The organism is Streptomyces sp. NBC_01465 (assembly GCF_036227325.1).
GTDB lineage: Bacteria > Actinomycetota > Actinomycetes > Streptomycetales > Streptomycetaceae > Streptomyces.
In genome coordinates, this window is sequence record NZ_CP109467.1 from 5,503,240 (window position 1) to 5,527,454 (window position 24,215).

A 24,215-nucleotide genomic window follows, 5' to 3' on the forward strand; every position below is an offset into this window, starting at 1 on the left:
GACTCCAGAGACGTCAGGGTGCGTGCCGATCGCGCGCGCCGAGACCCTCGTCGTCCGAGTCCGTCCACAGCGCCGTGTCGTAGGGGGTGTCAGGAATGGTGATCAGGCCGACCCCGTCCAGGGGGCGGTCCCGCGGTACGGAGTCGCGCAGCAGTGCGAGGGATTCGCGGAGATGGGCGGCGTCGGTGCGTACGCGACGCATCTCCAGGCCGCCGCCGACCTGCTGCTCCACCCGCCCGACCGAACGGGCCAGATCGTCGAGACAGCGCTGAACCGCCGTCAAATCGTCCTGCAGGGACATGACTTGCCTCACTTCCGCCGGTGCGGATGGCAACGCTCGCGCGTCGGAGAGTGTCGCGCGTCACATCGCCACTTGTGAAGGGACGTGCACGGATTCCGGTAGCGCGAAGGGGCGCGCAGCGCAGAATCCAGCCCCTCCGCCCCCGTGTAGGCCGCACGGGTGGGTTCCTGTCGCCGCCGCGCGTGCCTCCCACACCCCCCACCACTCGCCCCTTTCAGTGAATAGGCAATACGTGTGATCAGCTTCAAATGCCACCAAAAGCGAAGAATCCGGTCTATTTCGGTACCCGCCCCCCGGAGGTCCAGCCATGTCCAGAGCGAAGCGCCTGCGCTCCCTCGCGCTCCTCACCACTGGTGTAATCGCCCTGGCCGGCTGCGGCGCCGGCGACGACGCCGACTCCACCCCCGCCGCCCCCCAGGACGTCGCCCCCGCAGGCCGCGCACAGGTCGCCGACGGCGGCACGCTGCGCTGGGCCGTGGACGCGATGCCCGAGACGCTCAACGCGTTCCAGGCCGACGCCGACGCCACCACCACCCGCATCACCGGCGCCGTGCTCCCCAGCCTCTTCACGCTCGACGCGAAGGGCCGCCCGCAGGCCAACCCGGACTACCTGGAGTCGGCCAAGATCGTCACCAGCGAGCCCAAGCAGGTCGTCCTGTACCGCATCAACCAGAAGGCGGTCTGGAGCGACGGACGCGAGATCGGCGCCCCCGACTTCGTCGCCCAGTGGCGCGCGCTCAGCGGCAAGGACTCCTCGTACTGGACCGCGCGCAACGCCGGCTACGACCGGATCGAGAAGATCGAGCGGGGCGCCGACGACCTGGAGGTCAAGGTGACCTTCGACAAGCCGTACGCGGACTGGCGCTCCCTCTTCTCGCCGCTGTACCCGAAGGAGGTCATGGGCTCCCCGACCGCCTTCAACGACGCGGCGCGCAAGGCGCTCAAGGAGACCGCGGGCCCCTTCCAGATCAAGGAAGTGGACCGCCAGGACGGCACCGCCACCCTCGTACGCAACCCGCGCTGGTGGGGCACGCCCGCCAAGCTCGACTCCCTCGTCCTCACCGCGGTGGCCCGCGAGAAGCGCTCCGCGGCCCTGGAGAAGGGCACCCTCGACCTCGCCGACGTGGATGCCGCGGCCGCCGACCGGATCACCCGGGCCGCCGACGACAAGAACGCCGGCGTCACCGGCGGGCCCGCCGCCGCCATCACCCCCGTCAGCGCCCTGCGCTCCTGGGCGGTGGCGCACGGCTCCGACGGCGAGGAGAAGGCCGAGGCCGCGCGCAAGGCCCGCAAGCAGACGCAGGCGGCCATCAAGGTCTACGACACCCAGCAGACGAACCTGCGCGCATACGCCCTCCGCAAGTCCCTCGAGCCCGCCTACACCCAGCTCGCGCTGAACGGCAGCACCGGACCGCTCAGCGACGAGCGCGTACGCCGCGCCGTCGCCCGCGCCCTGAACCGCGAGGAGCTCGCCGCCGACGTACTGAAGCCGCTGGGCCTGCCCGCGGAGGCACCCGGCAGCCACCTCGCCCTGGCCGGCCAGGAGGCGTACGCCGACAACAGCGACGCGCTCGGCGACCAGGACACCCACGAGGCCCAGGCCCTGCTGGCCGACGCGGGCTGGAAGCAGGGCGGCGCCGTCGCCACCGCCAAGCCCGAGGGCGCCAAGGCGGGCAGCACGGCGGCCCCGGAGGGCAAGCAGGACGGCAAGCAGGACGGCAAGCAGGACGAGCGGCACGACGGCAGGCACACCGACAGCCACGGCCACCGGGTCGACGGGGCGTACGCACCCACTGGCACCCGCGCCCCGGCCGGCGGCGTCCCCTCGAACGTACTCACCAGGGACGGCAAGCCCCTGACCCTGCGCTTCGTGCTCCCCTCGGGCCCCGGCTCGGAGACGCTGCGCGCCACCGGCGACCGGATCACGCAGATGCTGGACGCGATCGGGATCCGTACCGAGGTCACCAAGGTCGACGACGACAGCTACTTCAAGGACCACGTGGCCTCCGGCGACTACGACCTGGCCCTCTACTCCTGGCCCACCACCGCCTACCCGGCCACCGACGCCCGCCCGATCTACGCGAAGCCCGAGCCCGCCGCCGACGGCTCGCTCACGGTGGAGCAGAACTACACCCGGGTCGGTACGGACCACATCGACCAGCTGTTCGACCAGGCGGTCGGCGAGCTGGACGAGAAGGCGTCCCGCGACCTGATGGAACAGGCCGACGCGCGGATCTGGGCAGCTGCAGGATCGATCCCTCTCTACCAGCGCCCCCAGCTGGTGGCCGCCAAGCGGAACGTCGCCAACGCCGGGGCCTTCGGCTTCCAGACCCCCCGCTACCAGGACATCGGCTTCACCAAGTAGTCCCGCAGCAGTCCTGAGCAGCCCCGAAGCTCAGATCGAGCTCAATACCCTTGCCCGCCGGCCACCCCGGCGGGCAAGGTCGTTCCCACCTCTTGACCCGAGGGCAGCTCCATCCCCCCACCCTGCTTTTTCTCGCCCGATACGGCCGGTAACGATTGCCCGGGAAGCCCCCGACGCGCGGGCCCCGTACCATGGGACATAGCCGTGGCGCGTCCGCCCGGTGGGCGTACTCAGGACCACGAGGCAACGCCGCATCCCACGATCGAGAGAAGCGCTAGCCAGCATGCCCACGCGCCACGACATCCGTAACGTCGCCATCGTCGCCCACGTCGACCACGGCAAGACCACTCTGGTCGACGCCATGCTCAAGCAGGCCGGTGCCTTCGCCGCCCACGCCGCTGAGTCCCTCGACGACCGCATGATGGACTCGAACGACCTGGAGCGTGAGAAGGGCATCACGATCCTGGCCAAGAACACGGCCGTCAAGTACCACCCCAAGGATGGCGGCGACGTCATCACCATCAACATCATCGACACCCCCGGCCACGCCGACTTCGGTGGTGAGGTCGAGCGCGGCCTGTCGATGGTCGACGCGGTCGTCCTGCTGGTCGACGCCTCCGAGGGCCCGCTGCCGCAGACGCGCTTCGTGCTCCGCAAGGCGCTCACCGCCCGCCTGCCCGTCATCCTCTGCATCAACAAGACGGACCGCCCGGACTCCCGGATCGACGAGGTCATCAACGAGACCTACGACCTGTTCCTGGACCTGGACGCCGACGAGGACCAGATCGAGTTCCCGATCGTCTTCGCCTGCGCCCGTGACGGCGTCGCCTCGCTGACCAAGCCGGAGAACGGCACGGTCCCGGCGGACAGCGACAGCCTGGAGCCGTTCTTCTCGACGATCCTCTCCACGGTCCCGGCCCCGGAGTACGACGAGGACGCCCCGCTGCAGGCCCACGTCACCAACCTGGACGCCGACAACTTCCTCGGCCGCATCGCGCTCTGCCGCGTCGAGCAGGGCGAGCTGCGCAAGGGCCAGACGGTCACCTGGATCAAGCGTGACGGGACGATGTCCAACGTCCGCATCACCGAGCTCCTGATGACCGAGGCGCTCACCCGCAAGCCGGCCGAGAAGGCCGGTCCCGGCGACATCTGCGCGATCGCCGGTATCCCGGAGATCATGATCGGCGAGACCCTGGCCGACCCCGAGAACCCGATCGCGCTCCCGCTGATCACGGTCGACGAGCCCGCGATCTCCATGACCATCGGCACCAACACCTCGCCGCTCGTCGGCAAGGGCGGCAAGGGCCACAAGGTCACCGCCCGCCAGGTGAAGGACCGCCTGGACAAGGAGCTCATCGGTAACGTCTCGCTCCGTGTCCTCGACACCGAGCGCCCGGACGCCTGGGAGGTCCAGGGCCGCGGTGAGCTCGCGCTGGCCATCCTGGTCGAGCAGATGCGCCGTGAGGGCTTCGAGCTGACCGTCGGCAAGCCCGAGGTCGTCACCAAGCAGATCGACGGCAAGCTGCACGAGCCGATCGAGCGCATGACGATCGACTCGCCCGAGGAGCACCTGGGCGCGATCACGCAGCTCATGGCGACCCGCAAGGGCCGTATGGAGACCATGACGAACCACGGTTCGGGCTGGATCCGCATGGAGTGGATCGTGCCGTCCCGCGGCCTCATCGGCTTCCGTACGGAGTTCCTGACGCAGACCCGCGGCACCGGCATCGCGCACTCCATCTTCGAGGGCCACGAGCCGTGGTTCGGCGAGCTGCGCACCCGTAACAACGGCTCGCTGGTGGCGGACCGTTCGGGTTCGGTGACCCCCTTCGCGATGATCAACCTCCAGGAGCGAGGTGTCATCTTCACGGAGGCCGGCACCGAGGTCTACGAGGGCATGATCATCGGTGAGAACTCGCGCTCCGACGACATGGACGTGAACATCACCAAGGAGAAGAAGCTCACCAACATGCGTGCGGCTTCCGCGGACAACACGGAGAACGTGGTGCCCCCGCGCAAGCTCTCCCTGGAGCAGTCCCTGGAGTTCTGCCGCGACGACGAGTGCATCGAGGTGACCCCGGAGACCGTGCGTATCCGCAAGGTCGTCCTGGACGCCAAGGAGCGCGGTCGTACGGCTTCGCGCGCCAAGCGCTGACCCGGAGCTCCGACTCAGGGCGCTGACGCCCTGTCAGATATGTACTGAAGGCCCGGACCCTGCCATCACCTGATGGCAGGGTCCGGGCCTTTCGTCAACCGCTTTTAACTGGCGAAGCGTCCGGATATCGACCGTCGCTCTCCGAATGGCGTGTTAACAGTCCGTTTCGTGCGTGTCTGTCTCGGCTTGGTTTGTCCGGATTTCGGGTCTACGCGTGCGACTGATGTTGTCAAACCGAGACCCTTTAAGTGTGGTTTACAGCCTGGTCGTACTTAATAGTTGCCTCATTGAGCTCGGGTCAATGGGTCAACCACTTTGGGGAGTGTCGACTCACGAGCACACTCAGGGCACTTGGGTGCCATCGCCTGCAGGGGTGTCGGCGACGGTCCAAGGCCCTTCTTGTTAGATCAGTGGACTCATGAGGAGGAACCCATGCGCGGTGCCAAGAGCGCCAAGTGGGTCGTGGGCGCGACCATCGTCGCCCTGGCCGCTACTGCCTGTGGCGGCGGTGGAAGTGACAGCAAGGGCTCGACGGGCTCGAAGAGCAACGGCATCGTCTCCATGGAGATCGGTGAGCCGCAGAACACGCTCATCCCGTCGAACACCTACGAGACCGAGGGCGCCGAGGTCATCTCCACGCTGTTCACCGGTCTTACCAAGCTCAACGAGAAGAACGAGGTCGTCAACGACCTTGCGCAGTCCATAGACACCAAGGACTCCAAGGTCTGGACGATCAAGCTCAAGCCGGGCTACACCTTCCACAACGGTGAGGCCGTCACGGCCAAGTCCTTCGTGGACGCCTGGAACTACGGCGCCAACCAGGAGAACGCGCAGCAGACCAACGCGATGTTCTCCCACATCCAGGGCTACACGGACCTGAACCCGGGTGAGAAGAAGAAGGTCACCACCAAGGCGATGTCCGGCCTCAAGGCCGTCGACGACACCACGCTTCAGGTGACCCTGGACGCCCCGTTCTCGGCGTTCCCGACGCAGCTGTCGTTCTACGGCTTCGCGCCCCTGCCGAAGGTCTTCTACGACAACCCGAAGGCGTTCGGCGAGGCGCCGATCGGCAACGGTCCGTACAAGATGTCGGGTTCGTTCAAGCACAACGAGTCGATCTCCGTCGTCAAGTACGACAAGTACCCGACCGCCTCCTCGTACGCGGTCAAGGGCATCAACTTCAAGATCTACTCGAACTCCGACACGTCCTACAAGGACCTCGTCGCGGGCAACCTGGACATCGACGACTCGATCCCGACGTCCGGTCTGGCCACGTACAAGAACGACCTCGGCAGCCGCGCGATCGACGAGTCGGACTCCGGCGTCGGCTACATCGGCTTCCCGCTGAAGTACAACAAGGCCTTCGAGAACAAGGACCTGCGCAAGGCCATCTCGATGGCCATCGACCGGAAGACGATCGCGGACAAGATCTTCCTCGGTTCGCGCATGCCGGCCGACGACTTCATCAGCCCGATCATCGAGGGCTACCGTCAGGGCGCGTGCGGCGACGCCTGCACCCTGAACGCGGCGAAGGCCAAGGAGCTCTACAAGAAGAGCGGCGGCCTGCCGAACGACACCCTGGAGATCGGCTACAACGCCGACGGTGACCACAAGGGCTGGATCGAGGCTGTCGCCAACCAGATCCAGCAGAACCTGGGCATCAAGGTCACGGCCAAGCCGTTCGAGCAGTTCCAGACCATCCTGAACGACCTGGACGCCAAGAAGTACGGTGGCGCCTTCCGTATGGGCTGGAACATGGACTACCCGAACATGGAGAACTACCTCCGTCCGATCTTCTCCAAGGACGCGATCGCGAACGGCTCCAACTACGCCGGCTACACCAACGAGAAGTTCGAGCAGCTTCTCAAGGACGGCGACCAGGCGACGACTTCGGAAGCGGCCATCAAGAAGTACCAGGAGGCGGACGACGTCCTCCTGGACGAGATGCCGTACATCCCGGTGTACTTCTACAAGCTCAACGCCGGATACAGCTCGAAGATCAAGTCGATGAAGATCGCCGGCGGTCAGGTCCTCTGGGACACCGTCAAGCTCAGCTGAGCAAGAGCGATCCAGTCCCGTGAAGTAGCGGGCTGAGGGTGGGCAGGGGGAGTCCAGAAACGGGTTCCCCCTACCCACCCTTCCTGCCGTCCGCCGTCCGTTCTGCCACCCCTCATCCCGGCAGCGGACGCAGCAGCACCCCTCTGGAGAACCGATGGGCCGATTCGTCGTGCGCCGCATCTTGCAGGCGATCCCTGTACTGATAGGCGTTACGTTTCTGATCTACTTCCTGGTCTTCGCCCTCAAGGGCGATCCGATCCAGGCCCTGGCGGGCGAGAAGCGCGCCGACCCCAACATCGCGGCGATTCTGCGCGAGCAGTACCACCTCAACGACCCCAAGATCGTTCAGTATTGGCACTACATCAGCGGTGTCTTCACCGGCGACCTGGGGACGACCTACACCGGCCGGCAGATCTCGGACATCGTCGCCGAGCGCTTCCCCGTGACGCTGAAGCTCGCGCTCACCGCGTTCGGCATCGAAGCGGCCGTCGGGATCGTCGCCGGTATCTTCGCAGCCCTGAAGAAGGGCAAGTTCCTTGACAACCTCGTCCTGATCAGCACCCTGCTGCTCATCTCGATCCCGGTGTTCGTGCTCGGCAACGTGCTGCAGCTGGAGCTCGGCGTCAAGTTGAAGATCACGCCGGTGGCGGGGGTCGAGGACGGCTGGCCGACCAGTTACATCCTCCCGGCGATCGTGCTGGCATCGACCTCGATGGCGTACATCGCGCGACTGACCCGCGCGAGCATGTCGGAGTCGATCCGTGCGGACTACGTGCGTACGGCGATCGCCAAGGGCCTTCCGATGCGCCGTGTCATCGGGATCCACACGCTGCGCAACTCCCTCATCCCCGTGGTCACCTTCCTTGGTTTCGACCTGGGTGCCCTGATGGGCGGCGCGATCATCACGGAGAAGCTGTTCAACCTGAACGGCATCGGCGGGCAGTTGGCTCAGTCCGTCTACCTGCGTGAGCGTCCAGTCGTGGTCGGACTGACCACCCTGATCGTCCTGGTCTATCTCGTGACCAACATCGTCGTAGACCTTCTCTACGCAGTGCTCGACCCGAGGATCCGCTATGAGTGAGAAGACCATGGAGAAGTCCGTCCCGGCCGACGGCTCCACGGCGGCACAGACCGCCGAGGCCGAGGCGAAGGACGAGGCGCGGCAGGCGAGCCTGCTCAGGGACGGCTGGATCGAGCTGCGTACGCGGCCGATGTTCCTCATGGCCGGCACGATCATCCTGGTGCTGCTGGTGATCGCGATCGTGCCTCAACTGTTCACTTCGCGCTCGCCGTTCAGCGACGGCTTCTGCCAGCTGCAGAACTCGATGGAACCGCCGTCGTCGGGTCACCTCTTCGGCTACGACCTGCAGGGCTGCGACATCTACACGCGCTCCATGTGGGGCACCCGGAACTCGATCATCGTGGGTGTCGTCACGACGCTGATGACCACCTTCATCGGTGGCTTCATCGGCATCATCGCGGGTCTGCGCGGCGGCTGGATCGACTCGATCCTGTCCCGCATCACCGAGGTCTTCTCGGCGCTTCCGCTCATCGTCGGTGCGCTGCTGATCATGTCGATCCTCGGCGGCGGCGACGCCTGGACGGTCTCGCTCATCATGGCCGTGCTCGGCTGGCCGCAGGTGTTCCGCATCATGCGCGGTGAAGTGATCGTCAACAAGCACAACGACTACGTCATGGCGGCGCGCGCGCTCGGTGCCGACACCAAGCGAATAGCGTTCCGGCACATCCTGCCGAACACGCTCGCCCCGGTCATCGTCATCACGACGATGAACCTCGGTGTCTACATCTCGGCCGAGGCGGCACTCTCGTACCTCGGCATCGGCATCCAGCACCCCAACATCTCCTGGGGTCTGATGATCAGCGATGTGCAGGACCGGTTCCTCACCTCACCGCACGCACTGCTCTTCCCGGCCGCGATCCTCAGCATCACCGTGCTGGCGTTCATCGCGCTCGGCGACGTGGTCCGTGACGCCTTCGACCCCAAGATGCGCTGAGGAGGGCGTACATGACCACCATTGATCAGACCGCGATTCCCTCCCCGAGGCAGGGCGGCGACGGCAGTACGCCGCTTCTCGAAGTCCGTGACCTGCACGTCGAGTTCCACACCCGTGACGGTGTCGTCAAGGCGGTGAACGGTGTCAACTACACCGTCGCGCCTGGCGAGACCCTCGCCGTCCTGGGCGAGTCGGGTTCCGGCAAGTCCGTGACCGCGCAGGCGATCATGGGCATTCTGGACATGCCCCCGGGGAAGATCCCGCAGGGCGAGATCCTGTTCCAGGGCCAGGACATGCTCAAGATGTCCAGCGAGGAACGTCGTAAGATCCGCGGCCAGAAGGTCGCCATGATCTTCCAGGACGCGCTGTCCTCGCTCAACCCGGTGCTCACCGTGGGCTATCAGCTCGGCGAGATGTTCCGGGTCCACCAGGGCATGTCCCGCAAGCAGGCCAAGGCCAAGTCCATCGAGCTGATGGACAAGGTCAAGATCCCGGCCGCCGCGGCACGCGTCAACGACTACCCCCATCAGTTCTCCGGCGGTATGCGCCAGCGCATCATGATCGCCATGGCGCTGGCTCTCGAGCCGGACCTGATCATCGCGGACGAGCCGACCACGGCGCTCGACGTGACGGTCCAGGCCCAGGTCATGGACCTGCTGGCCGAGCTGCAGCGCGAGTACAACATGGGCCTGATCCTGATCACCCACGACCTCGGCGTCGTCGCCGACGTCGCGGACAAGATCGCGGTCATGTACGCGGGCCGGATCGTCGAGACCGCCCCCGTGCACGAGCTCTACAAGCGCCCGGCGCACCCGTACACGCGTGGTCTGCTCGACTCGATCCCGCGCCTGGACCAGAAGGGCCAGGAGCTGTACGCGATCAAGGGGCTGCCGCCCAACCTGCTCAAGGTCCCCTCCGGTTGCGCCTTCAACCCGCGCTGCCCGAAGGCCACGGACATCTGCCGTACGGACTCCCCGGTCCTGGCCCAGGTGACCGAGCAGGACGGCACGGAGCTGCCGGGCCGCGGCAGCGCGTGCCACTTCTGGAAGGAGCAGATCCATGGCTGATGCGACGCCGAACCTCGCGAAGGTGGACGTGGCCGACGCTACGACCGACACCGAGATCGAGGCTGTGCTCGACGCCCCCGTGGACCGGGGCGAGCCGATCCTTCAGGTGCGGAACCTGGTCAAGCACTTCCCGCTGACCACCGGCATTGTCTTCAAGAGGCAGGTCGGCGCGGTCAAGGCCGTGGACGGCATCTCCTTCGACCTCCACCAGGGCGAGACCCTCGGTATCGTCGGTGAGTCGGGCTGCGGGAAGTCCACGGTCGCCAAGCTGCTCATGATGCTGGAGAAGGCGACCGCGGGCGAGGTCTTCTACAAGGGCCAGGACATCACCAAGCTGTCCGGGCGCGCGCTGAAGGCCGTACGACGGAACATCCAGATGGTGTTCCAGGACCCGTACACCTCGCTCAACCCCCGTATGACGGTGGGCGACATCATCGGCGAGCCCTTCGACATCCACCCCGAGGTGGCCCCGAAGGGCGAGCGGCGCCGCAAGGTGCAGGAGCTGATGGACGTCGTGGGTCTGAACCCCGAGTACATCACCCGCTACCCGCACCAGTTCTCGGGCGGCCAGCGCCAGCGCATCGGCATCGCCCGCGGCCTCGCGCTCAACCCCGAGATCATCATCTGCGACGAGCCGGTGTCCGCCCTGGACGTCTCGGTGCAGGCTCAGGTCATCAACCTGATGGAGAAGCTGCAGGACGAGTTCAACCTCTCCTACATCTTCATCGCGCACGACCTGTCGATCGTCCGGCACATCTCCGACCGCGTCGGCGTGATGTACCTGGGCAAGATGGCGGAGATCGGCTCGGACGAGCAGATCTACGAGCACCCCACGCACCCGTACACCCAGGCGCTGCTCTCGGCCGTGCCGGTTCCCGACCCGGAGGCCCGCGAGGGCCGCGAGCGGATCATCCTCACCGGTGACGTCCCCTCGCCGGCCAACCCGCCGTCCGGCTGCAGCTTCCGTACCCGCTGCTGGAAGGCCGAGGAGCGCTGCTCCGTCGACACCCCGCTGCTGGCGATCCCGGAGCGCTTCAAGGGCGTCGACACCCCGGCCGCCCATGAGTCGGCGTGCCACTTCGCCGAGGAGAAGGACGTCGTCCACGCGGCGTAAGCAACCTCCTCAACTAAAGGCGCCCCAGACCGAATTCGGTCTGGGGCGCCTTTAGTTGTTACATCAACTGTACTGAATGGCCCACAGGTTGTTGTTCCTCTTGACCGGCGCCGTGCCGGACTTCTTGTAGACATTGCTCTTGTAGCAGGAAGTCGAGTTCGGCAGGTAGTGGTACTTCGTGACGGTGAAGCCCTTGGCCTCGTGGTACATCATCAGGCGTCCCTTGGACTTGCCCGCCGGGGGCTTGCCCACCGTGGCCGAGTACGTCCAGGTGTCGGACTTCGCCCAGGACTTGCCGACGGAGACGGAGAACGACGTCGAGACCTTGGCGAAGATGACACCGGCGTCCGCGCCGACGGTTGCGGTGCCGGTCGCCGTCCAGGTGCCGGTCTTGTTCTTCGCGTAGCTGATGGTGACGCCCTTGCGGGCCCAGTCGCTGTGGACGTTGGTGGCCTTCCACACCGTCTTCTTGCCGGAGATCGCGTAGTAGTAGTGGTTGGATTCGCAGTCCGGGTGGGCGGATGCGGGTGTGGCGGCGAGTACGACAGTTCCCGCCCCCAGAACTGCTGTGGCGAGCGCAGCGCTTGCAATGCGTCTCATATGCGGTCTTCCCCCTTGAAGACGGAGTCGCCCGGTGGTCTCCCATTCGATGGGCCCGGTGACTCGGACACGTCAAGAATGGGGTCCGGTGGGGGAACGGGGGAGCGACTTGAGCAAGAACTGAGGTCCCTCTGCGAATTTCAATGTTTTGGTGAATTCGGAGGGAGGGAATCCGCCACAATTCTTTCGCGTGCCGGAGGGGCCCACCTGCCGGGGTGTAAGCCGAACGAGGTACCTAAACGTGCATCAGCAGACGCATAGGGTGATATTGGGGCCTAAGTGAGACTTGGGAACCCAACAGGAGGCACTCCATGCGCGGAGCCACGCACGCCAAGTGGACCGCATGCGCGGTCGTCGTAGCCCTTGCGGCGACCGCCTGCGGCGGCGGGGGCGACAGCGGCGGAAGCGGTGGCAGCGACGGGGTGGTCAGCTCCTCGTGGGGCGACCCGCAGAACCCGCTGGAGCCGGCGAACACCAACGAGGTCCAGGGCGGCAAGGTCCTCGACATGCTCTTCCGCGGTCTGAAGCGGTACGACCCGAAGACCGGCGAGGCCAAGGACATGCTCGCCGAGAAGATCGAGACCTCGGACTCGCAGAACTTCACCATCACCGTCAAGCCCGGCTGGACCTTCTCCAACGGCGAGAAGATCACCGCCAAGTCCTTCGTGGACGCCTGGAACTACGGCGCCCAGCTGAAGAACAACCAGAAGAACGCCTACTTCTTCGGCTACATCGACGGCTACGACAAGGTCCACCCGGACTCCGGTGCGGCGACCGAGCCGGCCCTCTCCGGCCTCAAGGTCACCGGCGACCTGACGTTCACGGTCAAGCTCAACCAGAAGTTCTCGACCTTCCCGGACACGCTCGGCTACGCGGCCTACGCCCCGCTGCCGAAGGCCTTCTACGACGACCACGCCGCGTGGCTCTCCAAGCCCATCGGCAACGGCCCGTACACGGTGGACTCGTACACCAAGGGCTCGCAGATGAGCCTGCGCAAGTGGGACGACTACCCGGGCGACGACAAGGCACAGAACGGCGGCGTGGACCTGAAGGTCTACACCGACAACAACACCGCCTACACCGACCTGATCGCGGGCAACCTCGACCTCGTCGACGACGTCCCCGCCACCCAGCTCAAGAACGTCAAGAGCGACCTGGGCGACCGCTACATCAACACCCCCGCCGGCATCATCCAGACGCTCGCCTTCCCGTTCTACGACAAGGAATGGAACACGCCGGGCGCGGCCAAGGTCCGCAAGGGCCTGTCGATGGCGATCAACCGCGAGCAGATCACCGACACGATCTTCCAGAAGACCCGCACCCCGGCCACCGACTGGACCTCACCCGTCCTCGGCGAGGAAGGCGGCTTCAAGGAAGGGCTCTGCGGCGACGGCTGCACGTACAACGCGGCCGAGGCGAAGAAGCTGATCGCCGAGGGCGGCGGCATCCCCGGCGGCCAGCTGAAGATCGGGTACAACGCGGACACCGGCTCCCACAAGGACTGGGTCGACGCCGTCTGCAACAGCATCAACAACGCGCTGGGCAACGACAACGCGTGCGTCGGCGACCCGACCGGCACCTTCGCCGACTTCCGCAACAAGATCGGCCAGCACAAGATGACGGGTCCGTTCCGGGCCGGGTGGCAGATGGACTACCCGCTGATCCAGAACTTCCTGCAGCCGCTCTACTACACCAACGCCTCGTCCAACGACGGCCTCTACACCAACCCCAAGTTCGACAAGCTCGTCGACGAGGCCAACGCCGAGTCGGACACGGCCAAGGCCGTCTCCCTCTTCCAGCAGGCCGAAGAGGTGCTCCGGGACGACATGGGCGCGATCCCGCTCTGGTACCAGAACGGCAGCGCCGGCTACTCGACCAACGTCTCGAACGTCGCGCTGAACCCGTTCAGCGTCCCGGTCTACAACGAGATCAAGGTCAACTGACGCCAGCGGGGCGGCAGCTCGCGCCGGACTCCGGCCGGGCTGCCGCCCTCGTCGTTATCAATCGATTCGCGTCGGTTGATTGATAGACATCCTGAGATGCGTAACTTGTCCAGTTGGGTTCTATTGGGAATCTGACTTCCGAGCGACGGAGGAGACGTGGGTCGGTATGTGATCCGGCGGCTGCTACAGATGATCCCGGTGTTCATCGGGGCGACGCTGCTGCTGTTCCTCATGGTCAACGTGATGGGCGATCCGATCGCCGGTCTCTGCGGAGACAAGGCGTGCGACCCGGCGACCGCCGCTCAGCTGGAGAAGGAGTTCGGGCTCGACAAGCCCGTCTGGCAGCAATACCTCACCTACATGGGGAACGTCTTCACCGGCGACTTCGGCACCGCGTTCAACGGGCAGCCGGTCACCGAGCTCCTCGCCAGTTCGTACCCCGTCACCGTCCGCCTCACGATCGTGGCGATCCTGTTCGAGATCATCGTCGGCATCACGCTCGGTGTGTTCTCCGGCCTCCGCAAGGGCCGCGCGGTGGACACCTCGGTACTGATGATCACCCTCGTCGTGATCGCGATCCCGACGTTCGTGACGGGATATGTGCTGCAGTTCCTCCTCGGCATCAAGTGGGGATGGGTGTCGCCCACGGTGTCCTCGGACGCTCCGTTCAACGAGCTGATCCTGCCCGGGATCGTGCTCGCCTCGGTCTCCCTGGCCTACGTGACCCGGCTGACCCGCACCTCGATCGCCGAGAACGCCCGCGCCGACTACATCCGTACGGCCGTCGCCAAGGGCCTGCCCCGGCGCCGCGTCATCACCCGGCATCTGCTGCGGAACTCGCTGATCCCCGTGGTGACGTTCATCGGTACCGACATCGGTGCGCTCATGGGCGGTGCGATCGTCACCGAGCGCATCTTCAACATCCACGGCGTGGGTTACCAGCTCTACCAGGGCATCCTGCGGCAGAACACCCAGACGGTGGTCGGCTTCGCCACCATCCTGGTCCTGGTCTTCCTGGTGGCGAACCTGCTCGTCGACCTCCTCTACTCCGTCCTCGACCCCAGGATCCGTTATGCCTGAACCCCAGGAGAATCAGGGAGCGATCGCGGCGACCGGTGCCGGCGGCGCGATGGACCTCGCCGCGAGCGAGGCCATGGACCTCAGCGGCGGACCCGGCCCCTCGGACGGTCAGGGCCCCGCCGACGCCCCGCGCAGCCTGTGGGGTGACGCGTGGCGCGACCTGCGGCGCAGCCCGGTCTTCATCATCTCCGCGCTCGTCATCCTCTTCCTCGTGATCATCTCGATCTGGCCCTCGCTCATCGCGAGCGGCAACCCGCTGAAGGCCGACCTCTCCAAGGCCCAGCAGGGGTCGTCACCCGGCCATCCCTTCGGGTACGACACCCAGGGGCGCGACGTCTACACACGGGTCGTCTACGGCGCGCGGGCCTCCATCACCGTCGGCGTGTGCGCCACCCTCGGTGTCGCGCTCCTGGGCAGCCTCCTCGGCGGTCTGGCCGGGTTCTTCGGCGGGTTCTGGGACGCGATCCTCTCCCGTGTCGCGGACATCTTCTTCGCCATCCCCGTGGTGCTCGGCGGTCTGGTGCTCCTCTCGGTCGTCACGAGCAGCACGGTCTGGCCGGTGGTCGGCTTCATGGTGCTGCTGGGCTGGCCGCAGATCTCCCGTATCGCCCGCGGTTCGGTGATCACCGTCAAGCAGAACGACTTCGTGCAGGCGGCGCGGGCGCTCGGCGCCAGCAACTCGCGGATGATGCTGCGTCACGTGGCCCCCAACGCCATCGCGCCGGTCATCGTGGTCGCCACCATCGCCCTGGGTACGTTCATCTCCCTCGAGGCGACGCTGTCGTACCTCGGCGTCGGTCTGAAGCCTCCGACCGTGAGCTGGGGCATCGACATCTCGGCGGCGTCGCAGAACGTCCGCAACGCCCCGCACATGCTGCTCTATCCGGCTGGTGCCCTGGCCCTCACCGTGCTCGCGTTCATCATGCTCGGCGACGCGGTGCGCGACGCCCTCGACCCCAAACTGAGGTAGCGCCCATGTCGTTGCTCGAAGTGCGCGATCTGCACGTGGAGTTCCACACCCGCGACGGTGTGGCCAAGGCGGTCAACGGGGTCAACTACTCGGTGGCCGAGGGCGAGACGCTCGCCGTGCTCGGTGAGTCGGGGTCCGGGAAGTCGGTGACCGCGCAGGCGGTCATGGGCATTCTCGACATGCCGCCCGGCAAGATCAGCAGTGGCGAGATCATCTTCAAGGACCGCGATCTGCTGAAGCTCAAGGAGGAGGAGCGGCGGAAGGTCCGCGGCCAGGAGATGGCCATGATCTTCCAGGACGCGCTGTCCTCGCTCAATCCCGTACTGAGCGTGGGCGAGCAGATCGGTGAACTGTTCGTCGTCCACAAGGGGTTGTCCCGCAAGGACGCCAAGGCCAAGGCCGTCGAGCTGATGGACCGGGTACGCATTCCGGCCGCCAAGGAGCGCGTCGGGCAGTATCCGCACCAGTTCTCCGGCGGTATGCGCCAGCGCATCATGATCGCGATGGCGCTCGCCCTGGAGCCCTCGCTGATCATCGCCGACGAGCCGACCACCGCGCTCGACGTGACGGTGCAGGCGCAGGTGATGGATCTGCTCGCGGAGCTGCAGCGCGAGCTCAACATGGGGCTCATCCTGATCACCCACGACCTCGGGGTCGTCGCGGACGTCGCCGACAAGATCGCGGTGATGTACGCGGGGCGGATCGTCGAGACGGCGCCGGTGCACGAGATCTACAAGGCTCCGGCCCACCCGTACACCAAGGGTCTGCTCAACTCGATCCCGCGTCTGGACCAGAAGGGCCAGGAGCTGTACGCGATCAAGGGCCTGCCGCCGAACCTGCTGCACATCCCGCCGGGCTGTGCCTTCAACCCCCGCTGCCCGATGGCGCAGGACGTGTGCCGCAGCGACGTACCCCCGCTGGCCAAGGTGTCCGAGACCCGCCAGAGCGCCTGCCACTTCTGGAAGGAGACGCTCGATGCCTGAGGCGATCCTGGAGGTCCGCGACCTCGTCAAGCACTACCCGCTCACCCAGGGGATTCTGTTCAAGAAGCAGGTCGGGGCCGTGAAGGCCGTCGACGGGATCTCCTTCGACCTCGCGGCCGGCGAGACGCTCGGCATCGTGGGGGAGTCGGGGTGCGGGAAGTCCACCGTCGCCAAGATGCTGGTCAACCTGGAGCGGCCCACCGCCGGGCAGATCAAGTACAAGGGCGAGGACATCACCACGATGTCCGGGCGAGCGCTGAAGGCCGTACGGCGCAACATCCAGATGGTGTTCCAGGACCCGTACACCTCGCTGAATCCGCGGATGACGGTCGGCGACATCATCGGGGAGCCGTACGAGATCCACCCCGAGGTGGCGCCCAAGGGCGACCGGCGCAAGAAGGTCCAGGATCTGCTGGACGTCGTCGGGCTCAACCCGGAGTACATCAACCGCTATCCGCACCAGTTCTCCGGCGGTCAGCGCCAGCGCATCGGCATCGCGCGCGGGCTCGCGCTGCAGCCCGAGATCATCGTGGCCGACGAGCCGGTCTCGGCGCTGGACGTGTCGGTGCAGGCGCAGGTGGTGAACCTGCTGGACAAGCTGCAGACCGAGTTCAATCTGAGCTACGTCTTCATCGCGCACGACCTGTCCATCGTGCGGCACATCTCCGACCGCGTCGGGGTGATGTATCTGGGGCGGATGGCGGAGATCGGGACCGACGAGCAGATCTACGACCACCCGACGCACCCCTACACCCAGGCGCTGCTCTCGGCGGTCCCCGTACCGGACCCCGAGGCGCGGGAGCGCCGCGACCGGATCATCCTGGCCGGCGATGTGCCCTCGCCGGCCAACCCGCCGTCCGGCTGCCGCTTCCGCACCCGCTGCTGGAAGGCACAGGAGCGCTGCACGCTGGAGGTTCCCGAGCTTGCGGTGCCGGCGGTGTTCCGGCTGAAGGACGGGCCGGCGCAGCACGACTCCGCCTGCCACTTCGCGGAGGAGCGGGTCGTGGTGCCGCCGCCGCCCGACAGCAGCGCCGACTCGGTCGGCTAGCCGGCTAGCCGGCTAGTCGGTCTCCAGGTCGCGCAGGGCCGGGTCGAGGACGATGTCCTCCGCCCGGTCCGCCGCGTCTGTGGTGGGGTCCTCGGGGAAGTGGCAGGCCGTGAGGTGGTCGGTGCGGTTGCCGGAGATCCGGACCAGCGGGGGCTCCTCCGTGGCGCACTTGTCCTGGGCCTTCCAGCAGCGCGTACGGAAGCGGCAGCCCGAGGGCGGGTTGACGGGGGAGGGGACGTCGCCCGCGAGGCGGATGCGTTCGCGGCGGCCGTCCTCGGGGTCGTCGCTGAGTGCGGCCTCGGGGACCGCGGAGAGCAGGGCGTGGGTGTAGGGGTGGCGGGGCTGGTGGTAGATCGCGTCGCGGTCGCCGACTTCCACGATCTTGCCGAGGTACATGACGGCCACGCGGTGCGAGAAGTGGCGTACCACCGCCAGGTCGTGGGCGATGAACAGGAACGCGATGTTCAGCTCGCGCTGCAGCTCCTGGAGCAGGTTGACCACCTGGGCCTGGATGGAGACGTCCAGGGCCGAGACGGGCTCGTCGGCGATGATGAGCTTGGGTTCGAGGGCCAACGCCCTTGCCACGCCTACGCGTTGGCGCTGACCGCCGGAGAACTCGTGCGGGAAGCGGTTGTAGTGCTCGGGGTTGAGGCCGACGATCTCCAGGAGCTCACGGACGCGGGCCTCGCGGCCGCCGGCCGGGTTGATGTTGTTGATCTCCATCGGGCCCGAGATGATCTTGCCGACCGTCTGGCGCGGGTTGAGCGAGGAGTACGGGTCCTGGAAGATCATCTGGATCTGGGAGCGGATCGGTGCCAGCTCTTTGCGGCCCGCGTGGGTGATGTCCTGACCCCTGTAGGCGAGCTTGCCGGCCGTCGGCTCCAGCAGGCGGGTCAGCAGCCGGCCCGTGGTCGACTTGCCGCAGCCCGACTCGCCCACCAGGCCGAAGCTCTCGCCCTCGAAGATGTGCAGGTCGATGCCGTCCACCGCCTGGACCGCGCCCACCCGCCGCTTGATGGGGAAGCCGCCCATGATCGGGAAGTGCTTCGTCAGCCCCTCGGCGGTGAGCAGGACCTCGCGGGAGGCGGTCGCCTGGTCCCGGGGGGCCGGGATGGTGGCCTCTTGAGCCATGTCGTGTCGCTCCTAAGACCTAGGCCAGGCCCAGACGGGGCTTGATCTGTTCGATGAAGACGGACTGCTTCTGGTCGGGGGTGAGGTGGCAGGCGGAACCTCGCCCGGCCGGGATCTCGGGGCGTTCGTTCTCGCAACGGCCGCCGCCCACCTCGGACTTGAAGGTGCAGCGCGGGTGGAAGGCGCAGCCGGGCGGAGGGGCGAGGAGGCTGGGCGGGGTGCCGGGGATCGGGGTGAGGGGCTCGTTCACGTCCGAGCTCAGGCGGGGCATGGAGCCCAGCAGGCCCCAGGTGTACGGGTGTTGGGGGGCGCGGAGGACTTCCCGTACGGAACCGCGCTCCACCGCACGGCCCGCGTACATCACCAGGAGGTCGTCCGCGACATTGGCGACCACCCCCAGGTCGTGGGTGATCAGGATGATCGCCGAGCCGAACTCCTGCTGCAGATCGGAGAGCAGGTCGAGGATCTGCGCCTGGACCGTGACGTCCAGGGCGGTCGTCGGCTCGTCCGCGATGAGCAGTTCCGGGTTGCAGACCAGCGACATCGCGATCATCGCGCGCTGGCGCATTCCGCCGGAGAACTGGTGGGGGTAGTCGTCCGCCCGCAGCCGCGGGTTGGGGATGCCGACCTTGCCGAGCATCTCCACCGCCCGGTCCCAGGCCTCCTTCTTGGAGACGCCGCGGTGCTTGCGGTACGGCTCGGAGATCTGGCGGCCGATCGTGTAGTACGGCGAGAGCGCGGTCAGCGAGTCCTGGAAGATCATCGCGACCTTGTTGCCGCGCAGCTTCTCCAGGGTGCGCTCGCCCGCACCGGTCATCTCCTGTCCGTCCAGGATGATTTCGCCGCGGGTCTCCGTGTGGCGCGGGTCGTGCAGGCCGAGCACGGAGAGGTTGGTGACCGACTTGCCGGATCCCGACTCGCCGACGATGCCGAGCGTCTTGCCGCGCTCGAGGTCGAAGGAGAGCCCGTCGACGGCCTTGACGGTGCCGTCCTCGGTCGAGAAGCGGACGTACAGATCGCGTACGGAGAGAAAGGCGGAGCCTGCGCAAGGCGGCGCCGGAGTGCCCTCCGGTTTGGTCAGGGTGGTCACGTGGGCTGGCTCCTAGGAAAGGCGTACGCGCGGGTCGATATAGGCGTAGGCGGCGTCGACGAGGATGTTGGCGACCACGATCGCCGTACAGCCGATGAGCATCACGCCCATCAGCGTGGGCAGATCGGTCTCGCTCACCGAGGAGACCGCCAGGCGGCCCAGACCGTGCAGGTTGAAGGTGAACTCGGTGATGATGGCGCCGCCGAAGAGGCTGCCCAGGTCGATGCCGAAGATGGTGACGATCGGCGCCAGCGCACCGCGCCAGGCGTACCGGAAGAAGACCGTCGAGCGGGTCATGCCCTTCGCGCGGGCCGTGCGGACGTGCTCCTCCTCCAGCTGCTCGATCATCTGCGAGCGCGTCATACGGCTGTAGTTGGCGATGAAGATGATGGAGAGCACCAGCCAGGGCAGCAGCATGCCCATGAACCACTTGCCGGGGTTCTCGGTGAAGGGGTAGTACGCCGGTTCGTCGAGGAGGCCGATCCCGCTGACGAAAAAGGCCAGGGCGAGCGTTCCGACGAAGTAGATCTGCAGCGAGTTGCCGATCAGGGACAGCGAGCTGAAGACCTTGTCGATGTACGTGCCGCGGCGGGCGGCGGCGATCATGCCGATGCCGACGCCGACGACCAGGAAGACGAACGCGCCGCCCAGGGTGAGCGAGAGCGTCGTCGGGAAGCGGTCGACGATGGTGCCCCAGACCGGCTGCTGGTTGGAGAAGGAGTAGCCGAGGCAGGGCGCCGGGCAGTGGCCCACGGAGAAGTCGCGGCCCATGAAGATGCCGGTCATGTAGTGCCAGTACTGGACCGGGATGGGCTGGTCGAGACCCAGGTTCTTGTTGATGAGGGCGATCGCACCGGGGGTGCAGTTCTTGCCGCAGGACATCAGCGCGGGCTGCGAGGGGATCGCGAAGAACAGGAAGAACGTGATCGCGCTGATCAGCAGGATGATGACGAGTGCGCCGAGCGAGCGGCGTGCCAGGAATCGAAGCATGGTGTCGCGGTTCTTCCCGTGAAGGCCGGCGGTTCGGAGAGGGGACCGCTGCCGCCGCCCTGTGCGGGCGGCGGCAGCGGACGCGGCAGTGCTACTTCACGTACACACCGGTCGGGTCGACCGTGCCGTACACGGAGTGGTACTTGACCCCTCCGACGTTCGAACCCCATACCGAGTACAGCTTGTTGTAGAAGGTCGGAACGCCGGGGACGTCCTCGGTGAAGATCTTGTCCGCGAGCGTCATCCACTCGGGGGCGGCGGTCTTCACGTCGGGCACTGCGTTGACCCGGTCGATCTCGGAGTTGACCCCCGGGACGTCGATGTGGGCGTAGTTCGAGCCGCCGTCGGCGATGATGCGGCCGTCGTACAGCAGCGGCACGACCGTGGAAGCGACCGGCCAGTCGGCGCCCCACGAGGTGCGGTAGATGTCGAACTTGTTGCCCACCTCGGCGATGGCCGTACGCCAGACGTTGGAGTCGACCTCCTTCTTCTGGACCTTGAAGCCGGCCCGCTCGAGCGCCTGGGTGACGACCACGGAGACCTTCTGCTGGACGTCCGTGTTCGGGTAGCCGTAGACGATCTCGGTGTTGAGCTTGCCGGCCTTGGTCAGGATCTCCTTGGCCTTGGCAGGGTCACCCGAGGGGTGCGTCTTCTTGCCGAACGGGTCCGATGCCTTCCACCCCGCGAGCGAGGGGGAGAGCAGGTTGGTGGCGATGTCACCGCCGGTGGCGCCGCCGTTCTGCTGCAGGATCTGGCCGTTGGGCATCGCGTAGGCGAGCGCCTTGCGGACGTTGACGTCCTTCAGCCGCGACATGTTGAAGCTGATGTAGTCGACGTAGGGCTGGATCTCCACGAAGCTGCGCGCCTTGGCGGTGGTGTCCGAGAGCACCTTCTGCGTCAGCTCGGGGGCCACCGCGTTCGAGAACGAGATGGCGTTCTTGTCCGCGCCCTGGTCGGCGAGGAGCCGGCGGGTGGAGTCGTCCAGCTGATGGCCGAAGTCGATGTTGAAGGTGTCGACGTACTGGTGGCGGATCGGGTCCGTCTTCGGGTCCCAGTTGGGGTTCTTCACCAGCGTCAGCGACCTGCCGACGTTGTACTTGCCGACCTTGTAGGGGCCGGACGAGAAGGGCGCGTTGTCGTACTTCTGCTTGGTGTCCTTCGACGCCTTCACGGCACCGACGTTGGGCATCGCGACCGCGTACGGGGCGTCCGCGTGCGGCTTCTTGAAGTGGAAGATGACGGTCTTCGCGTCGGGCGTCGAGAGCACCGAGTCGGGCAGGTGCTTGCCGTCGTACGGACCGTTCGGCAGGGCCTTGCGGAACTCGTTGCCCTCGCCGGAGAGCCACTGCGGGATGTACAGCGGGCCGTCGGTCTCGAAGGGCGCGTAGAGCCGCTCGATGCCCCAGCGCACGTCCGCCGAGGTGATGTCCGTGCCGTCCTCGAACTTCAGGCCGTCCTTGAGCGTGTACTTCCAGGTCTTGCCACCGTCGGAGGACGTGCCGGTGTCGGTGGCGAGGTCGCCGACGACCTTGACCGTGCCGTCCTGGGCCACCTTGTAGGAGGTGAGGCTGCGGTTGTAGAGCATCTGGACGGTGAGGACGTCGGAGTAGTAGATCTGGCCCGGGTCCAGGTGGTTGAAGGCGTCGCGCTGGAGAACGGTGATCGCGCCGCCCTTCTTGGCGCCGGGGACCTCGGCGGCGGGACCGGTGGAGTCCGCCGCGGTGCCGAGGGAGTAGTTCTCCGCCTTGTTCTTGTCCTTGGCCGGGGCCGAGTTGTTGTCGCTGCCCCCGCCTCCGCCTCCGCTGCTGCAGCCGGTGAGCACCAGTGCCCCCGCCGCAAGAGCGACGGCACCCAGCCGTACTCTGCTCATCACGGTTGTCCTCATGAAATGTTGCACCTGCCTGTCCATCGTTGCCCTGATGTGACGTGCTGATCCGTACTGATCCGTGCGGTTGGTGCGTGGTGCCTAGTGCTTGGTCCTGGGGTCGAACGCGTCCCGGACCGAATCCCCGAGCAGGTTGAACGCGACCACGAAAACGATCATGGCGATGCCCGGGAAGAACAGATAGGTGAGGTCGCTGACGTAGTACTGGGCGCCGTTGGCGAACATCCGGCCCCAGTCGGGCGTCGGTTCGAGGATGCCGACGCCGATGAAGGAGAGACCGGCCTCGATCGTCACGAACGACGGGAGCATCAGCGTCGACTGGATGAGGATCGGCGTCCACAGATTGGGGATCAGCTCCTGGCGGATGATCCGCCACGGCGACGCCCCGGTGACCCTGGCCGCCTCGACGAACTCCCGCTCGCGCAGGCTGAGCACCTGTCCGCGCAGCAGGCGGGCCAGGCCCATCCAGCCGAGGATCCACAGGACCACGATCAGTGTGACCACGCGCAGATAGGTCGGTGTCTCCTTGTCGGGACTCACGAAGAGCGAGTACACGACCGGGGTGAAGGCCACGAAGGAGAGCTGGGCGGGGAAGGCGAGCAGCAGATCGATGAACCGGCCGAGGAAGTAGTCGGCCCTGCCGCCCAGATAGCCGGCCGTGACGCCGATCAGGATTCCCGTGCCGACGCAGAGGATCGTGGCCGCGACGGCGATGAGCAGGGAGGTCCGGATTCCGTAGACCAGCTGCATGAACACATCGCGGCCCAGGGTCGGTTCGATGCCGAACCAGAAATCGCTGTCGATGCCGCCGTTGGCCTTGATCGGATAACCGAACTGATTGAGCAGCCCGGGCTGGTCGAGGCCGTAGGTGGTGGTCGGATTCTTTCCGTACATCTTCGAGATCAGCGGTGCGCCGAGCGCCACGATGAAGAAGAAAATGACGATGAAGGCGGACGCGACGCCCGTCCGGTCCCGTTTGAACCGGCGCCACATGATTTGACCCGGAGAGCGCCCTTCCAGTTTTGCCGGACCTTCGCCGGGCCCGCCGGGTGCGAGGCCGGGGTCCAGAGAAGGGGCGTCAACTCCGGCTGCCGCAGCCTGAGATGGACTCGTCATCACTCTGCCCCCGCCGTGTGAACTCGTCTGCAGTCGTCGCAGCTGAGGCGGACTGTGGCAATGGATATCTACGCGAGTCAAGAGCTTTGCGAGGAAAGGTGTGGGGCTCACGCGCATCTTGAGCGAAGGTTTTGCAGATCGTCCTGATCACGTGCTTGACACAGGAACACCGCAGGCGACATCGGATGATTTATGGGGATCAAATTCGTTAACACACAGGCAACTTGACTGTCGCAACTCCGATATACGAACGCGTCACTCTGAACAGCGTACGGCCGTGCGGGTGCCGTAGATCGGCCGGGGC

Annotated in this window: 19 protein-coding genes; 12 read left to right on the forward strand and 7 right to left on the reverse strand. The window is 66.4% G+C overall.

Annotated elements, in window-relative coordinates; all coding sequences use genetic code 11:
• Nucleotides 1–13: 13 nt before the first annotated feature.
• Entirely contained in the window at nt 14–301 is a 288-nt protein-coding gene (locus OG707_RS25970) for a hypothetical protein (protein WP_329122327.1), read from the reverse strand.
• Between the two features lie 307 nt (nt 302–608).
• Here OG707_RS25970 and OG707_RS25975 point away from each other — a divergent pair, with 307 nt between their 5' ends.
• The 7 genes from OG707_RS25975 (at nt 609) to OG707_RS26005 (ending at nt 11,075) form a co-directional block, all read left to right on the forward strand.
• Complete coding sequence (locus OG707_RS25975; protein WP_329122329.1) at nt 609–2,666, forward strand: ABC transporter family substrate-binding protein; 2,058 nt, start codon at nt 609–611, stop codon at nt 2,664–2,666.
• A gap of 283 nt (nt 2,667–2,949) precedes the next feature.
• Nucleotides 2,950–4,821 (forward strand): translational GTPase TypA, encoded by a 1,872-nt coding sequence (gene typA / locus OG707_RS25980; protein WP_329122331.1) that lies wholly within the window; start codon nt 2,950–2,952, stop codon nt 4,819–4,821.
• 432 nt (nt 4,822–5,253) lie between these two features.
• A complete protein-coding gene (locus tag OG707_RS25985; protein WP_329122332.1) occupies nt 5,254–6,879 on the forward strand; it encodes a peptide ABC transporter substrate-binding protein in 1,626 nt (541 codons plus the stop codon).
• Between the two features lie 154 nt (nt 6,880–7,033).
• Entirely contained in the window at nt 7,034–7,960 is a 927-nt protein-coding gene (locus tag OG707_RS25990) for an ABC transporter permease (RefSeq protein WP_329122334.1), read from the forward strand.
• Nucleotides 7,953–8,894: an ABC transporter permease gene (locus OG707_RS25995; RefSeq protein WP_329122336.1), complete on the forward strand. Its 942-nt coding sequence runs from the start codon at nt 7,953–7,955 to the stop codon at nt 8,892–8,894. Before OG707_RS25990 ends, OG707_RS25995 begins: the two co-directional genes overlap by 8 nt.
• Nucleotides 8,895–8,905: 11 nt before the next feature.
• Nucleotides 8,906–9,961: an ABC transporter ATP-binding protein gene (locus tag OG707_RS26000; RefSeq protein ID WP_329122338.1), complete on the forward strand. Its 1,056-nt coding sequence runs from the start codon at nt 8,906–8,908 to the stop codon at nt 9,959–9,961.
• Nucleotides 9,954–11,075 carry an ABC transporter ATP-binding protein gene (locus OG707_RS26005; protein ID WP_329122340.1) on the forward strand — a complete coding sequence of 374 codons (1,122 nt, stop codon included), beginning with the start codon at nt 9,954–9,956 and terminating at the stop codon, nt 11,073–11,075. Before OG707_RS26000 ends, OG707_RS26005 begins: the two co-directional genes overlap by 8 nt.
• Before the next feature lie 63 nt (nt 11,076–11,138).
• Here OG707_RS26005 and OG707_RS26010 read toward each other — a convergent pair whose 3' ends face one another.
• Complete coding sequence (locus tag OG707_RS26010) at nt 11,139–11,675, reverse strand: hypothetical protein (protein ID WP_329122342.1); 537 nt, start codon at nt 11,673–11,675, stop codon at nt 11,139–11,141.
• Nucleotides 11,676–11,986: 311 nt separating this feature from the next.
• Here OG707_RS26010 and OG707_RS26015 point away from each other — a divergent pair, with 311 nt between their 5' ends.
• The 5 genes from OG707_RS26015 (at nt 11,987) to OG707_RS26035 (ending at nt 17,699) form a co-directional block, all read left to right on the forward strand.
• Nucleotides 11,987–13,618, forward strand: coding sequence for a peptide ABC transporter substrate-binding protein (locus tag OG707_RS26015; protein ID WP_329122344.1), 1,632 nt, complete (start codon nt 11,987–11,989; stop codon nt 13,616–13,618).
• Nucleotides 13,619–13,774: 156 nt separating this feature from the next.
• Nucleotides 13,775–14,698, forward strand: a complete 924-nt coding sequence (locus OG707_RS26020) for an ABC transporter permease (RefSeq protein WP_329122346.1) — start codon at nt 13,775–13,777, stop codon at nt 14,696–14,698.
• Nucleotides 14,691–15,668 carry an ABC transporter permease gene (locus OG707_RS26025; RefSeq protein ID WP_329122348.1) on the forward strand — a complete coding sequence of 326 codons (978 nt, stop codon included), beginning with the start codon at nt 14,691–14,693 and terminating at the stop codon, nt 15,666–15,668. The genes OG707_RS26020 and OG707_RS26025 overlap by 8 nt, the downstream gene beginning before the upstream one ends.
• 5 nt (nt 15,669–15,673) lie before the next feature.
• Nucleotides 15,674–16,651: an ABC transporter ATP-binding protein gene (locus OG707_RS26030; RefSeq protein ID WP_329122350.1), complete on the forward strand. Its 978-nt coding sequence runs from the start codon at nt 15,674–15,676 to the stop codon at nt 16,649–16,651.
• Nucleotides 16,644–17,699 carry an ABC transporter ATP-binding protein gene (locus tag OG707_RS26035; protein ID WP_329122352.1) on the forward strand — a complete coding sequence of 352 codons (1,056 nt, stop codon included), beginning with the start codon at nt 16,644–16,646 and terminating at the stop codon, nt 17,697–17,699. The genes OG707_RS26030 and OG707_RS26035 overlap by 8 nt, the downstream gene beginning before the upstream one ends.
• A gap of 12 nt (nt 17,700–17,711) precedes the next feature.
• On the opposite strand, the gene OG707_RS26040 is transcribed toward OG707_RS26035, so the two are convergent.
• The 5 genes from OG707_RS26040 to OG707_RS26060 form a co-directional block, all read right to left on the reverse strand.
• Nucleotides 17,712–18,830 carry an ABC transporter ATP-binding protein gene (locus OG707_RS26040; RefSeq protein WP_329122354.1) on the reverse strand — a complete coding sequence of 373 codons (1,119 nt, stop codon included), beginning with the start codon at nt 18,828–18,830 and terminating at the stop codon, nt 17,712–17,714.
• Nucleotides 18,831–18,849: 19 nt separating this feature from the next.
• On the reverse strand, nt 18,850–19,920 hold the full coding sequence (locus OG707_RS26045) for an ABC transporter ATP-binding protein (RefSeq protein ID WP_329122356.1): 1,071 nt from the start codon (nt 19,918–19,920) through the stop codon (nt 18,850–18,852).
• Between the two features lie 12 nt (nt 19,921–19,932).
• Complete coding sequence (locus OG707_RS26050; protein ID WP_329122358.1) at nt 19,933–20,910, reverse strand: ABC transporter permease; 978 nt, start codon at nt 20,908–20,910, stop codon at nt 19,933–19,935.
• A 91-nt stretch (nt 20,911–21,001) separates the two neighbouring features.
• Complete coding sequence (locus OG707_RS26055; RefSeq protein ID WP_329122360.1) at nt 21,002–22,780, reverse strand: ABC transporter substrate-binding protein; 1,779 nt, start codon at nt 22,778–22,780, stop codon at nt 21,002–21,004.
• A gap of 96 nt (nt 22,781–22,876) precedes the next feature.
• On the reverse strand, nt 22,877–23,911 hold the full coding sequence (locus tag OG707_RS26060) for an ABC transporter permease (protein ID WP_329122363.1): 1,035 nt from the start codon (nt 23,909–23,911) through the stop codon (nt 22,877–22,879).
• Nucleotides 23,912–24,215 lie beyond the last annotated feature (304 nt).

Bases quoted from the DNA above. Each gene is read 5' to 3' on its own strand.
- OG707_RS25970 (WP_329122327.1), bottom strand. From the start codon at position 301: ATGTCCCTGCAGGACGATTTGACGGCGGTTCAGCGCTGTCTCGACGAT.
- OG707_RS25975 (WP_329122329.1), top strand. From the start codon at position 609: ATGTCCAGAGCGAAGCGCCTGCGCTCCCTCGCGCTCCTCACCACTGGT.
- typA (WP_329122331.1), top strand. From the start codon at position 2,950: ATGCCCACGCGCCACGACATCCGTAACGTCGCCATCGTCGCCCACGTC.
- OG707_RS25985 (WP_329122332.1), top strand. From the start codon at position 5,254: ATGCGCGGTGCCAAGAGCGCCAAGTGGGTCGTGGGCGCGACCATCGTC.
- OG707_RS25990 (WP_329122334.1), top strand. From the start codon at position 7,034: ATGGGCCGATTCGTCGTGCGCCGCATCTTGCAGGCGATCCCTGTACTG.
- OG707_RS25995 (WP_329122336.1), top strand. From the start codon at position 7,953: ATGAGTGAGAAGACCATGGAGAAGTCCGTCCCGGCCGACGGCTCCACG.
- OG707_RS26000 (WP_329122338.1), top strand. From the start codon at position 8,906: ATGACCACCATTGATCAGACCGCGATTCCCTCCCCGAGGCAGGGCGGC.
- OG707_RS26005 (WP_329122340.1), top strand. From the start codon at position 9,954: ATGGCTGATGCGACGCCGAACCTCGCGAAGGTGGACGTGGCCGACGCT.
- OG707_RS26010 (WP_329122342.1), bottom strand. From the start codon at position 11,675: ATGAGACGCATTGCAAGCGCTGCGCTCGCCACAGCAGTTCTGGGGGCG.
- OG707_RS26015 (WP_329122344.1), top strand. From the start codon at position 11,987: ATGCGCGGAGCCACGCACGCCAAGTGGACCGCATGCGCGGTCGTCGTA.
- OG707_RS26025 (WP_329122348.1), top strand. From the start codon at position 14,691: ATGCCTGAACCCCAGGAGAATCAGGGAGCGATCGCGGCGACCGGTGCC.
- OG707_RS26030 (WP_329122350.1), top strand. From the start codon at position 15,674: ATGTCGTTGCTCGAAGTGCGCGATCTGCACGTGGAGTTCCACACCCGC.
- OG707_RS26035 (WP_329122352.1), top strand. From the start codon at position 16,644: ATGCCTGAGGCGATCCTGGAGGTCCGCGACCTCGTCAAGCACTACCCG.
- OG707_RS26040 (WP_329122354.1), bottom strand. From the start codon at position 18,830: ATGGCTCAAGAGGCCACCATCCCGGCCCCCCGGGACCAGGCGACCGCC.
- OG707_RS26050 (WP_329122358.1), bottom strand. From the start codon at position 20,910: ATGCTTCGATTCCTGGCACGCCGCTCGCTCGGCGCACTCGTCATCATC.
- OG707_RS26055 (WP_329122360.1), bottom strand. From the start codon at position 22,780: ATGAGCAGAGTACGGCTGGGTGCCGTCGCTCTTGCGGCGGGGGCACTG.
- OG707_RS26060 (WP_329122363.1), bottom strand. From the start codon at position 23,911: ATGACGAGTCCATCTCAGGCTGCGGCAGCCGGAGTTGACGCCCCTTCT.